Source organism: Vibrio sp. E150_011, assembly GCF_053544015.1.
The window spans coordinates 48,526-63,416 of record NZ_JBHFOL010000021.1 but is presented as its reverse complement, the minus strand read 5'-3'; the positions used below and the strand labels follow the sequence as shown (position 1 = coordinate 63,416).

The following is a 14,891-nucleotide window of genomic DNA, read 5'->3' as shown; positions in this document are numbered from 1 at the left end:
ATGGTCAGAAGGAAGACGTGACCTTTACCTACGTTGCCATTGATAACGAAGGTTTGGAGAGCGAGCCACAAACCATCACCATCACGGTGACAGGTACCAATGATAAGCCGGTGGCGTTGCCTGCGGATGAAATGACCGATGAAGACACCTCGATCACCCGTGAGGTACCGGAGGCCTCTGATGTGGATGGCACCGTGGTGTCTTACGCCTTAGCGACCGATGTTCCAGATGGAAAAGGCAGTTTAACATTCAATACTGATGGTTCTTATACCTTTAGTCCGGGTAGTGATTTCCAATCTCTTACGGAGAACGAATCAGAAGACGTTACTTTCACTTATATAGCGGTGGACAACGAAGGGCTACCGAGCGAGCCCCAAACGATTACTATTACGGTCACTGGACTTAATGACGATCCAAACTCGGAAGATTTTTCTATTGTGGTTTCTGATAACCAGCCTACCAGTGTTGTATTTGATACGGGTGAAGGGTCGATAGAAGATGTGGGCAGTGACCATATATCCGATGTTGAGGATGATAGAAGTGCTACGGATGATAAGAACCTTGATGTTGTGATCACTGAGTTGCCTGTCAGTGGGGTGTTGTACTACAACGATAACGGCAATATTCGTGAAATCACTGAAGCTGATCTTCATGTTACTGATGCGTCGGGCAATATTATTTCCGCTGGAACACAATTTGACGCCGACGAGATGACTTATCAAGCTTCAGATACCGCTGAGAGCTTCATTTTAGGTGTAAAAGATAGTAGCCATTTATCAGAACAAGATAGCACTCAGAGTGAATTCTATAATTGGGGTGAAGCTGGTTCAAATGACAATGAAAGAGTGCTTACCTTAGGAGATGGTGACCGGATTATTATCACAAGTACTGGTGGCGCTCTCACTCAGTATCGTGGCGATGAGGACGCAAATCATGTTGGGTTTGGGTTAGGCGTCGGTGGTGGACAGGGTATTAATGAAGGCGAAAGCTTGTCTATAGATTTCTCTGATAGACCCGCCACATCAGTAACGTTGGGCCTAGACGGCTTGGGCGGCTACTTTGATGAAAATCTAAACAATAGCAATGAATCGGCGGTTACTGTGACTGTTACGTTAAGTGACGGCTCTATGGTGACGCTTGACCCTTATCAGAAATCGAGTTCAGGTAATGCCGATTTGGATCATGAGTTGGTTATCTCTGTGTCTGATTTAGGTGTTGATGAGAGCTTGCTGATTGAAGGCATTACACTTGGAACTGAGGGTAATGGTAATTGGGAGCTGCAGTACATTGAAACAAGCTTGCAGGACTCTTTTGACTATAAAGCGATTGATTCTGATGGCGCGTATAGCGAAGAATCTACCGTTACTATTGAAGATGCGCGGGTCAACCAGGATCCAGATGCGGTCGATGACCCAGAAAGCTATCGCTTAGTTCAAGGCGATATGGGCGACGGCGACCAAGGCTGGGATCTTGTCGAAAGCATTGTGGCTAAATACGATGGTGAAATCGTTAATTACAATATCGATGGCTCTGACCGAATTGGTATTCCAGATGGCACAACGGTACCGGGTTCAAGCCCTGAGAGCCAAATTCAACACAACCGTGCTGAAGGTGAGTCTGAACAGCTGGTGATTACATTAAAAGAACCTGCTGTTGAAGGGTCATTCTCAGTCACGAATCTATTTGCCAATGAAGGCGGTAGTGGCAGTCATGAACAAGGAAAATGGAGTGCGTACTTAGGCGGTACCTTGGTGGCCAGTGATTATTTTTACAATGATTCGGGCAATAAAGGCTCCTTTGATATCGAAACGGATGGTGCCGCTTTTGATAGTTTGGTTTTTGAATCCGTTGATTTCACAGAAGGTCCTGCGAGAGGAAACGATTCTTCAGATTACTTCTTGCAAGGTATTGAGGTCGTAGGGGCAGGAGCGTATGTGTTTGATCATAACGAACCTGTTGTTATCCCTTTATCTGAGATTTTAACTAACGACAGTGACCTAGACGGCGATAGCCTTCGCGTCACCTATGTATTTGGTGAAAGTACCGGAGACGCACGTATTGAGGGTGAAAATGTCATCTTTGATTTACCCGATGGATTCTCGGGACGAGCTGATTTTGAATATCAAGTAACCGATGATAAAGGTGGCTTTGATAGTGCAACGGTTAACGTGCTCGTCAATCCTGAACCTGTTGCTGTCAGTGATATTGCAGTGGCAGTTGATAGCGTGACGGAAGGCGACACACTGACGTATACCGTAACTTTAGATGATATCACCAACGTTAAAACCTTCTTTGGTATTGAATTTGGTGCCGCAGGCGATACTGCCAGTGCTGATGATGTCGATTTATCACAGGTTACGTTTACCAATGGCGTTGCTTACAACGAAGAAACGGGTGAGTTGGTCGTCCCTGAAAATGTCAGCTCATTTAACATAGTGGTACCGACTGTTGATGATAATCGTTACGAGACGAGTGAAGGCTTTACGCTAACGGTTGATGGACAAGCTGTTAATGCGAACATTATCGACAATGATCGTGTGACACTTGCGCTTTCGGGTGGTGGTGAAGTCAGCGAAGATGCTGGTAGCGTGCCGTTTGTCCTATCGCTAAGCAACCCATCTGATTTGCCGTTGACGATTGCACTTGAGCGTATCGATGGCACCACGAATGATGATGACTTTAGTCACACAACCGCAAGTTATCACGATGGCAATGGCGATGTGGCACTCCCTATTGTGGGTGGTGAAATTGTGATCCCAGCGGGGGTTACTACGGTCGATATTCATGTGGGCATTGAAGATGATGAAACCTATGAGCAAGACGAAAACTTTACCCTGAAAGTGACTGAGCCGGAAGGCCTAACAACGAATGGGGTGCAGGGCGTTAGCTCCGATGCAACGATTTCAGATGATGGTCAAATCGATGGCGAACCAGGGGGTGACAACGATAACCTCGCGCCTGAGATTGACCTTGATGACAGTGCCATTGGCAATGGCTATCAGGCAATCTTCACCGAAGGTGATGAGGCGATCTCTGTCGTTGATAGCGATATTCAGATCACCGACGATATTAGCGTCATCACCGAAGCTACGGTGACGCTCACCAATCCACAAAGCAATGATTCCTTGTTGCTAAAATCGGGCAGTACACTGCCAAACGGCTTGAATTTAACTACCCAAACAATCGCAGGGGCATTGGTCTTGACGATCAGCGGTACGGCGTCGCCAGCGGAATATCAAGCTGCGCTGCAACTACTGGAATTTGATAATACGAGCGAAGATCCCAATGCCAGCGATCGCATTATTGAGGTGACGGTATTTGATGATCAGGGAACGCCATCGAATGTTGCTGTCTCGACGATCCAGGTTGTTCCGGTCAACGATCCGCCAGAGTCGGAGGACTTCAGTTTTACTATCTCTGGAAATGATCCAGTTTCGGTCACCTTTGATACGGGTACAGGCTCCATTGAAGGAGAGGGTACTGATCATATCTCTGATATTGAAGATGATGCGAATGGCACGCAAGTTAACGTCACTCTGACCGAGTTACCGGTTGGTGGCACGCTTTATCACAATGGTGTTGAGATTACCCAAGCCGATGTGAACAACGAAACATTGTTTGACCCTACGTTGATTACTTATCAACCAAGTGATGATGCACAAGGCTTTATCTTAGGCACTAAAGAGGTGCCAACTGAGAGCGATCTAGAAAGCACCAACGATGAGTTTTATAACTGGGGCGATGAGGTTGATGGCAAAAATCGCGTACTGGAGCTCGCTAATGGTGATGAAGTGACCATCGGCAGTAATAAAGGTGATTTGACGCAATACCGCGGCGATGTGCAAGACAACCATGTTGGTCATGGCTTAGGGATTGGCGGTGGTCAAGGGATTAACTCTGGTGAGCAACTGAGCATCGACTTTACGTCGCGACCTGCAACACACATTAATCTCGGCTTGGACGGGATGGGGGGCTATTTCTATAGTGATCTCAACAATGGCAATGAATCTGCAGTTACGATTCAGGTCACGCTAAGTGATGGTAGTATCGTTGATTATACCCCTGATGTGCAAAAGGAGACGTCTGGTAATAACCAGTTGTTCCATGAATTAAGTTTTTCCGTTGATGATTTAAACGTTGATGATGGGGTGTTCATTACTGGTATTAGCCTTGGCACTGAAGGGCCGGGTAACTGGGAGCTTCGCTACTTAGAAACATCGCTAGAGGATAGCTTTAACTATAAAGCGGTGGATTCAGAGGGGGGTGAGAGTGAAGAATCAACCGTCACCATCAACGATGAAAGAACCAACCAAAACCCTGATGCGGTCGACGATCCCGAGAGCTATCGCTTAGTTCAAGGTGATATGGGCGGCGGCGATCAAGGTTGGGATATGGTTGAAAGCATCGTAGCAAAATACGATGGCGACGTTGTTAATTACAACATCGATGGCTCTGATCGAATTGGTATTCCAGACGGTACTACCAACGCGGGTCCTGAATCTCAAATCCAATATAACCGTGATGAGATGCAATCAGAAGAACTGATTATCACACTCAAGGAGCCTGCGGTTGAGGGTTCATTCTCAGTCACTAACTTGTTCGCTAATGAGGGTGGAAGTGATAATCATGAGCAAGGCAAATGGAGTGCTTACCTAGGTGGTACCTTAGTGGCCAGTGATTATTTCTACAATGATTCGGGCAATAAAGGCACCTTTGATATCGAGACCGATGGCGCTGCTTTTGACAGCTTGGTGTTTGAGTCAGTGGACTTCACCAATGGCCCAGCACGCGGCACCGATTCGTCGGACTACTTCTTACAAGGTATTGAGGTAGTGGGAGCAGGAGCGTATGTGTTTGACCACAACGAACCAGTGATTGTGCCGCTTAGCGATATTCTAGAAAATGACAGTGATCTTGACGGCGACAGCCTTCGGGTCACGTATGTGTTTGGGGAAAGCACCGGCGATGCACGTATTGAAGATGGCAATGTTATCTTTGATTTACCTGATGGCTTTGCCGGTCGCGCTGATTTTGAGTATCAAGTCACTGACGACAAAGGCGGCTTTGATAGCGCGACAGTCAATATTCTAGTCAACCCTGAAATTGTGTCACCTACAATCAATTTAATCACACTAGAAACCGAAGATGTTATTGAAGGTGAGTCTTTGATTTACCAAGTAGACCTCGATGGTATTGCCTTGGTTGATTCTCGTTATGGCGTGGTATTTGGTTCCAATTCAGACACGGCTAGCGCTGATGATATTGATGTAAGTGGCGCGAGTTTTACTAACGGTGTGACATTTGATGATATTAACAATGAGTTAATCGTGCCTCAGGGTGTTTCCAGTTTTGAGATAACCCTACCGACGGTTGATGACAGCGATTTGGAAGACTTAGAATCCTTTACTCTTGAAGTGGGCGGGGTCGTTTCAGCAGTTGCTAACATTGCGGATAACGACAATGCGGCGCCAGAGTTAGACCTAGATGCGAGTAATCAACCTGGCACAGGCTTCCAAGCACAGTTTACCGAAGGGGGAGTGGCTAGCTCGGTTGTGGATAGCGATGTATCCATTTTTGATGACAAAGACAGTATTGCTTCTGCTGAGGTTGTATTTACCAATCTAAAACAAGGTGACAGTGTCACGCTTAGCGGCGCAACTTCTGGTGTACTACTCAGCGGTATCTCGTTCTCGACGTCTGTTCTAACTTCAGGCGCAACGTCAATCACCTTACTCGGCGCAGCAAGTGGTGATGATTATGAAGCCGCGCTATCACTGATCTCATTCACGAACACAAGCCAGACCCCAGATGAAACTGATCGCATCGTTGAAATTACGGTTTTTGATGATGAACTACAACCATCGAATACCGCAGTGGCGACTATTTCTGTTGAATCTATTGCCGATGTTATCGTGTCACCTTCAACGGGTTTTGAGGACCAAGAAGGCGGTATACCGTTACATATCACGCTCCCTGCTGACAGCGATGCCGTGAAAGTAACAATCAGTGATTTACCTGATGGTGCGAAACTTTATTCTGGAATCAATGAAATCGCCATTAATGACAACGCAGTCATGCTTGATAAGGATCAGCTAAGTCAACTGACTATTCAGCCGAAAGAGCACAGTGATGTAGATTTTACATTGCGAGTTGAAGCACTTGATGAAAACAACACGCTTATCGAGCAAAGTGATTTGAATGTGACAGTGAAACCTGTGACCGATGTGCCAATTCTGCAAGTATCTGGAGAGGACATTCTTGCATCCATTAACTTTGAGAATGTGGATCTTGGTGGGCGCTCATGGCGTGGTAATGTCTCGGATGCAGAGCTCAATAGCAATGGTTCTATTGGGGACTGGGGGACAGAAAACACCAGTTTTGTTGGCGAAGTCGGTCGAGAAGGGGTGTATTTAGGTGATCTGTCATCAGATAGTGATAATAAAATCTTTGAGATTGAAGGTCGCCGTCATACTGATGACTCTTTATATACTGATTTTGAAGGGACAGCGGGTTCGTTCTATACCTTGTCTTTTGACATCGCTGCTCGCGCAGTAAATGGTTCACCTGTTCAGGTGTTCTTAGTTGATGATCAAGATGTTAGAACGGAATTGTATACGTTTGATGATAGCGTTAATCGAGAGTGGAACTCCGAAAGTCTTGTGTTCCAAACACCAGATGATGGCAATTATCGCGTCCTATTTGAGTCGAACCAAGTCGATAGCTACGGGGCATTGCTTGATAACATTACGTTAAGTTCTCGCCATAATTATGGCTATGAAGATACCTACATCGACCTGAGTGATATTACATCCGCATTGACGGATTATGATGGCTCCGAGTCTTTGACGTTACTTCTCAAGGGCCTCCCAGAAGGCACTATTGTCACTAATGGAATTCAAACCGTTGAAGTAAGCGACTCACTAGAAGTTGACCTGTCTGGTTGGCAGTCATTAGGAGAACTTCAGGTACTCGTTGACAACGTGGGTACTTATCCGCTCACGGTTGAAGCAATATCGTCGGAAAACGATAACACTCATCCTACAACGGATCAGGTTGTTTCCGAATCGATAGAGTTGGTTGTGGCTGAACGCCCAAGTCCTAGTGCTAACACGGCACCTAACGTTGTTGATTTCGAAACGTTTGCTGAAGACGATACGATTCCGCTTAATTTTGCGGAGTTTGTGACAGATGCTGAAGATGATTTGAGCGCGGCTAAGCAAACATTGGTGAAAATTGAAGATGAGCCAGAGTTTGGACAGCTTTACTTCTTGAGTGGTTCTGGGGACCGCTTTGATCTCGATGTCGGTGATTTGATAGAGGACAGCGTTAACGTGTATTACGACCTTGATGTTGGTTTTGATGCGACGTCTCAAGGTTATGGATCGAGCCTCAGTGATTTAGCTGACCAAGGGCTTGTCGTTACTGGGGGAACCTATGGTGGGAACCTACCTCATGTCGATACTGAGCTGGAATCCATTGCTTTTGATGGCGCTGGAGCGGCGAAACAAAGAGGTTATTATACCAAGCGTGCCGATGAAAATGGTCAAGGCAAAGAGACCGAAGCTCAGACGAAAGAGTACATGTCAGTTAAGTTTACACCTGGTTTAATGACTCGAGCATTGGTTGGGGTAGGAAGTCTTACCGGGCAATTTAGCGCAAGCGTTAATGGTGGCGGACAAGCGAAAATATTCGTATACCTCTATGCTGCTGGTGAGCTTGTCACTAATGTGCCTATTCAGATGGACACCAATTCGATTGTTGATCATCAGGCCTCTATCCCCGTTTCTTCTGATCTACCATTTGATGAAATGCGGATAATAGCCGTCGATGACAATGGCAAAAAGGCTGGATTCGTCTTGCAATCGGTTGATGTTGTCGATGCAGAGGTTTCGGACCAATTTGAATACAGTGCGGTTGATTCTGAAGGACTGGCAAGTACAGAGACGGCGACGGTTGACGTCAATATTGTTCCTAATGGTAATGTTGAAGATGTTGATGATGTTGAGTATGCGGTGCAAGGAGGAAGCGGTGTAACGGTCATCACAGGCACTGATGGTGATGACTTAATTATTGGTGGTCAAGGAAACGACAGACTCACCGGTGGCTTAGGCGATGACACCTTCAAGTGGACCAGCTCTGACCTAGATGGCAGCCATGATGTGATTACCGACTTCTCGCAACAAGACGGCAATAGAGATGTGATTGATTTTATTGACTTGTTTGAAGATGACGATACGTTGCAGGGCTTGCTTGATAGTAACATCATAGAAGTCACGGAAGAGGGGGGGAATACCTTTATCAATGTCGACAAGGGCGAAGGTAAGACCGTGACAATCGAGCTTGAAGGCGTCACTGGTGTTGATAATAGTATCCTCAACAATATCGTGATTATTCATGACAGTTAAGATCGATGGTCAGTGTCATTGATGAAAAAAGGTGCGTCTTTTAAAGACAGCACCTTTTTTTTGGTAACGTTAGTTATGGTCGTTTTGAGTCATGTTAACTGTTGGTTATGTTAGCTTGGTGTGAACGTTGCGGTACAAAGTTAACCGGCCGCTTTCACTTTTCCTTGCCTTAAATCGTTGAGAACCTTCGCCTTTGGACCATCCGCAATAATGGCCCCTTTTTCCATCACGATAACTCGATCTGCTACATCGAGCATTGAGGTTTTATGCGTGATTAAAATCAGTGTTTCAGAATCCTTAAGTTGTTTTAGTTGAGTCTTGATATGTAACTCAGAGCGATTGTCCATTGCGCTTGTGGGTTCATCCATAATTAGGATTGGTGGACGTGCTAGCAAAGCTCTAGCGATGGCCACCGCTTGTCTTTGACCGCCTGAAAGCAATAATCCACCCTCACCCACTTGTCGTTCTAATCCTGCAGGATCTTGCTGAGTAAACACCGTTACCCCTGCGCGGTTTGCTGCGTCCATAACATCTCGGTCGTCAACCAATGGTCGGCCAAGAGTGATGTTGTCGCGAATAGAACCAAAAAACAGGTTACAGTCTTGAGGTACACAACCAATGTTTCGTCTCACATCCACGTGATGAAGCTGTGCAATGTCGGTTTCATCAATGCGTACATGTCCTTCAGTCGGTTGATACAAACCCATAATTAGGCGCTCAAGCGTCGTTTTACCCGAACCGATCCGACCGATGATCGCGACCTTTTCTCCAGGCTCGATGGTTAAACTTAAATCTCTAATTGAGGCCATTGGTGAGTCTGGATAGTGAAAGGTCACGCGATCCAGCTCTATCTTGCCATGGATGATTGGACGGTGAATGTAACGCTTACCTTCTTCTTGCTCATCAGGCATCGCCATTACTTGTTCAATAATCGTCATGGAGGATTTAGCTTGATTATAGCGGGTAGATAGCAATGAAAGTTGAACCAACGGCCCGATGGCACGGCTACTTAGCATCGTTGCGGCAATCAGTCCGCCCATGGTCAGTTCACCATCCGAGATCAGATAGACACCGAGAATAACCATCCCCACGTTGCAAGATTGTTGAACAAAGCCAGCGGTATTTTGGATGCCATCAGTAATGCGCTTACTTTTGATATTCCAGTTAGCCATGTGTGCGACGGCTTCTTCCCAGCGGTATTGATACTGACTTTGCGCACCAAAAATCTTGACAGTTTCTAACCCCGCTAGACTCTCTATAAGGTTGGCGTATTTTTGAGAAGCGAGTCGAGATCCCTCCTCGATAGCCCGTCGAAGAGGCGCTTGGATAAGTAAGGAATAAATGATCAGAATGACCACGCCTACAATAGGTATAATCACCAAGTTGCCAGCCATTAACCAAATGAGGAGCAAAAATAGTAGTGCAAAGGGGAGATCGATGAGAGACGCAATGGTCGCTGAGGTAAAGAACTCTCGTATTGACTCAAATTCTTGCAGGTGACGAGCGAATGCCCCAACAGACGGTGGCCGAGATTCCATGCGGATTCCCATTACTTTACTGAACAGTTTAGAAGAAATAAGTATGTCCGACTTTTTCCCCGCGACATCAATGAAGTAACTCCGCATCAGTTTGAGTACTAAATCAAAACCAAAGACAATAAAGATACCTGCAGCCAACACCCATAGTGTTTCGAACGCTAGGTTGGGTACGACTTTGTCATAGACAAGCCGAGTAAAGAGTGGGGCTGCGACAGCAAAGATATTAATAACAAGCGAGGCGATTAATACGTCACGGTAGATGTGTTTTGATTCCCAAATGGTGCCCCAAAACCAGTGGCCATCACGAGTTTTTAATACCTCGGGAGAGCGCTCATCATAGCGAAACTGCTTCTTCACTAAGAAGTAGCGACCGATGAACTGTTCGACAAGATCATCAAGAGGAATTGAAATAGGAACTAAACCAGATTCAAGCGTGATGACTTCTGCTGCATTGTTCTCGGCATCAATGCTGTTTAGGACACAAGCATCTCCGCCTTTTAATAATAAAACGACAGGGAACACAATAGACGGAATTCCGTCAAGCTTTGAGCGGTTCTCTTTTGCGACCAATCCTGCTCGTTCAGCAGCTCTGGGAAGCAAAAATGGTGTCAGTTTACCTTCTGACAGCGGCAAGCCATTGATCAACGCCTCAGGGGAGTTGGCTAGCCCGTAGTATCGGCTGATATAAATCAGCGAATTCAGTAAAGGGTCCTTCATGCTATCGGCACCTTGTTATTTATCGACGATAAAGCCTTGGAATACATCCACAAAATGCTCAGATAAAAAGTCTAACTGAGTCTGCGTTTCCACTCGAGAGGCGATAGTTTTTATACCTAAGTTGTGTGCGGTTCGAGAAATTGACGTTAGGGTAAATTTCTGTTTTTCATCATCTAATTGATGTGTGTAGAGATAGTCGAGTTTTACATAGTCGGGCCTAAATTCGCTAATATACTCCAACGAATGAAAATTTCGACCGTAGTTATCTACACCAAATTTTGCGCCTTCACTTCGCAGCGCATTACAGAATAATGCAGTGTGGTGAGGGTTATTAATAAAGCAGGTTTCTGGTATCTCAAAATGCAACTTCTCGTTAATGCTGCGATGCTTCGACAATGTTTGAGTGATCCAACGGATAAAGCTTGGTTGAGCAATGCTGGTTGGCGCGATATTGATGGCAATCGGATCTGACATCTCTTGTTTTTCGAGTTTATCAATCACCGATACAATCACATGTTCATCAAAGATATGGCTGGCATTGAGTTGCTCTAAGGGCAGAAGATACTGGTTGGCAGTAAAGCGTTGACCGTCTTTTTCGATAGCTGAGAATACTTCTCTATGGTAAGTCTCTCCCCAGCTGCTATTGGCGGCTTGAAAGCGGAATGTCACCCAATCATTACTGATCGCTTCTTCGACCATACTACGCCATTGCTGCTTACCTAGAATCGAGCCCGTAATTTCATTAGATACATAGCCGTAGTCTAGTGCTGGATCAGATTTAGCTTTTGTTAAGGCATTGTCTAATACAGACAGTATTTGGGTCGAATTTTTACGCTCTTCATTAAAAACAACACCCAGAGCAGACTTGGCTTTGCTCAGGCCGGTTGGGTCTGAGTTTAGGTCTTGTACGCAGCTGACAATATTACTGGCAACAAGCTTAAGCTCACTCTCATCAATGCTAGGGAAGACGAACCCAAATTCATCGGTAGAAATACGTGCGATCACGGTATTAGGAATATTGATGCTGAGGGACAACAAATCAGCCAGTTCTTTCACTAACCCATCCCCTGCCTCGTATCCTTCTGCCTTATAGGTTCGTTTAATAAACTCTGCATGAAGAATGGCAACCCCACCAAGTGATGACTCTGATAGCCATTGATTCAATTGCCCCATATAGAACGCTCGATTTCCGAGATGAGAAACGGGGTCCATATAGGCACGTTCGCGAAGTTTTTGCGCTTCTTTTGCTTGCTGTTTAAACGATTCTTCCACGTGTTCAGACATGCTATTTATGCCGTCAACAACCGCAATAAGGTCTTTGGTTTTTGGCCGTTTTAACGGGTCCCCAAATTGTTTATGGGCAACTTGCTCCATTTTCTCAACGATGGCTCTCAGAGGGTTTAGTGCTCGGCGCAAAATGAGGGCTATAGCCAACATACCGAGAACAAAGATAGTCACAAAAGCGATAACCAAGCGTTCTAAGGCAAGCCATAGCTCAGCGTAAGCGTGCCCAGGATGGCTAATGATTTTTACCTCTGCTAATTGCAACCAACCACTTGTCACGACTCGAGAATCTTGTATTGGACTAAATATGCCAAGGTTTGTGAACCACGTTGGAACACCATTAGGCTTAATTGGGTAGCTACGAACAATTTCTTGGTCGGTTTCGAGGAAAACCAAGCTCACTGATGAGTAGGTGCTGCCATCAAATAAAGCGTTAATGACGGACTCTACCGCAACGGTATCATGTGATTTTAGGTAAGGCGCAAGTGCTAACCCGACGGTATTGATGGTATTGTTGACTTCAGAACGTTGTTGCTGCTCAAGGAAGTTTTTTGTGGTGTTAAACTCGATGATAAACACCGACGTCAAGAGCAGGATAAATACCGCTATCATGCTAACCACTAGCTGTCTGTATAGTGTCATAATTGTTTACTCGTCGTAATTTACCTTAGGTTTCCTTAACTTCAATGAGCGCTCTCTCGATCGCAAATCATTCCATAATTTCAGTCTCGACGACTTACCAGCCAGTTTCCCTTGTGTGGTTTTCATCACCCAAAGGTTGCGACCGTTAAAGCTGTATATCGGCAGTAGATCATTTCTTTTTGATGCGGGTTTAATCTCGCCGATTAGGTTATCCAATATTAAAGGTTGTGCACGAGGGGTTTCATAATACGCCAAAACCATATGAAATTGATTCAGTTCAATGGCTTTAACATATACCAAGCGAAGCTTTTTGTCGGAGACGCCGAGTTCTAAAAGAGAGAAGTATTTGGCGATGGTAAAGTCTTCACAATCACCTGCATTGCTTCCCAGAAACTCCAATGGTGTCGCCCAATAATCTTTCTTTCCCCATAATTTAATATCATCAACAAAATTAAGTTGGTTAAAGAATGCGTTTACTTTCTCCAGTTGCACTTTTTCAGGCTGTCCTTGCAAATCCGACAGCACGGTTCGCCATGTTTCTACCCGTTTTCCTGCGCGTGCACCATAGATTTTCGATACCGTATTAATCCACACCTGCTCTTGCTTGGAGTATGCACCAGAATAGCCTGCCACGACTAAACACGTTGCGGTAGTGATACTGATGACACATCGCTGGAGTCTTTTTTGCAGACGTCCTGTCCGCGTATTATTTAGCACCGTTCGCCTTTATTCTTTCAGCGCGTTATTTTGAGCGCTAATAAGCGGTTTTAATAGATAATCTAATACCGTACGTTTGCCAGTGATGATATCGACGGAAGCCGTCATACCCGGAATGATCGGTAGCTCCTCGCCTTGACCAAAGTTCGTAATTTCGGTGCGCACTCTTACGATGTAAAAGCTATTGCCTTCTTCGTCTTGTGTGGTGTCAGCGCTAATGTGTTCGAGTACGCCGTCTAATCCACCATATTTAGTAAAATCGTACGCGCTGAACTTAACGATCGCGTGTAAATCAGGACGTAAAAAGGCGATGTCTTGGGGGGCAATTTTTGCTTCCACCAATAAGGTGTCTTCCGTCGGTACGATCTCGACCAGGTCCATACCCGGCTGAATTACGCCACCCACGGTGTTGACGTTGAGTGTTTTAACGGTGCCATTTACAGGAGAGACGACGTTGGTTCGATTCACTCGATCTTCTAGACCAACCGCAGACTCCGTCATTGAGGACAGCTTATCTTGTGCTTGATTGAGCTTCTCTTGCTGTTCAGAGCGAAACTTTTGAGCAATGTCGATTCGGCTTAACATTGATTCTTGTATAGCTGAGCGCAATGCGGGCGCTTTTAGTTCGGTCGAGGTTAGCTCCCTTCTTGTGTCGTTCACTTGGCGTTGCAGTTTTAGCAACTCAATCTTGGGAACTACCCCTTCATCGGCTAAAGGCTTCGTGATATTGAGTTCGTCTCGCGCTAGGTTATAGCCTTGTCTAAGGCTGCGAACCCTTGCTTGAATCTCAACCAAGTCTTGCTGTTTTTGACGAACTTGGTAATCAACGACAGAAAGTTGGTTCCTAAGCTCATTGAGGTCTTGCTGATATTCGGCCCTCTGTCTGCTGGCAAGCTTTGGATAGTCGGTTTCAAATGTAAGAGGGAACGCCAGTTTTGTCGTATCGAGAGTGACAGATTGCTGCCATTTATTACTATCTACATCTTCATTAATGATGACACTGGATAAGGATGCCGATAACTGTAAAACATTGGCGGTTAAATTGAGTACTTGCTGCTCTCGCTCTCTAAAGTCAGAGCGAAAGCGCGTATCATCGATGAGAAGCAGTTGTTGTCCTGCGGTGACAGAATCCCCTTCCTTTACAAGGATCTGTTTGACCAGGCCACCCTCTAAGTTTTGAATGACTTGGATCTGAGATGAGGGAATGACCTTCCCTTGACCTACAGTGACTTTATCGATCTCCGCCCAAGATGCCCATATGCCCGCACAAATGAAAAACAGCACCACAATCCACAGCATTATTCTTGCGCTGGTGGGCGTGTTGAGTAGTAGAGCCGCGGTTTTGTCATCGATATAATCGATCTCGGCGTCAGAAACCTTGTTGTATTCGCTTTTATTCATGCTCTATCCGCGATTCACATTGGACGAATCTATCCAATCGTTTTAATACTATTATTACAGTGGTCAAATTGTAACCGTTGCGTTGTGAAGACTCGACCTACTTTGCAATAACGACGAAGGTTACTGAGTATCATTAAATTAGTAAGCGATTGTGTCTGCATAGACATAGTAAAGTTTAGTACTACTT

The 14,891-nt window shown here is 45.4% G+C and carries 5 protein-coding genes; 1 reads left to right on the top strand and 4 read right to left on the bottom strand.

Features of this window, described 5'->3' with window-relative positions; all coding sequences use genetic code 11:
* The first annotated feature begins 17 nt into the window (after window positions 1-17).
* Entirely contained in the window at window positions 18-8,405 is an 8,388-nt protein-coding gene (locus ACE1OE_RS21640) for a tandem-95 repeat protein (RefSeq protein WP_449212255.1), read from the top strand.
* Between the two features lie 140 nt (window positions 8,406-8,545).
* On the opposite strand, the gene ACE1OE_RS21635 is transcribed toward ACE1OE_RS21640, so the two are convergent.
* From ACE1OE_RS21635 to ACE1OE_RS21620, 4 genes are all read right to left on the bottom strand, one after another.
* Complete coding sequence (locus ACE1OE_RS21635; protein WP_449212254.1) at window positions 8,546-10,660, bottom strand: type I secretion system permease/ATPase; 2,115 nt, start codon at window positions 10,658-10,660, stop codon at window positions 8,546-8,548.
* A gap of 15 nt (window positions 10,661-10,675) precedes the next feature.
* A complete protein-coding gene (locus ACE1OE_RS21630; protein ID WP_449212253.1) occupies window positions 10,676-12,586 on the bottom strand; it encodes a bifunctional diguanylate cyclase/phosphodiesterase in 1,911 nt (636 codons plus the stop codon).
* 6 nt (window positions 12,587-12,592) lie between these two features.
* Window positions 12,593-13,219, bottom strand: coding sequence for a transglutaminase-like cysteine peptidase (locus tag ACE1OE_RS21625; protein WP_449212257.1), 627 nt, complete (start codon window positions 13,217-13,219; stop codon window positions 12,593-12,595).
* Between the two features lie 93 nt (window positions 13,220-13,312).
* On the bottom strand, window positions 13,313-14,704 hold the full coding sequence (locus tag ACE1OE_RS21620; protein ID WP_449212252.1) for an HlyD family type I secretion periplasmic adaptor subunit: 1,392 nt from the start codon (window positions 14,702-14,704) through the stop codon (window positions 13,313-13,315).
* Window positions 14,705-14,891 lie beyond the last annotated feature (187 nt).

Coding starts and splice junctions, on each gene's coding strand:
- ACE1OE_RS21635 (WP_449212254.1), bottom strand. CDS start 10,660: ATGAAGGACCCTTTACTGAATTCGCTGATTTATATCAGCCGATACTAC.
- ACE1OE_RS21630 (WP_449212253.1), bottom strand. CDS start 12,586: ATGACACTATACAGACAGCTAGTGGTTAGCATGATAGCGGTATTTATC.
- ACE1OE_RS21620 (WP_449212252.1), bottom strand. CDS start 14,704: ATGAATAAAAGCGAATACAACAAGGTTTCTGACGCCGAGATCGATTAT.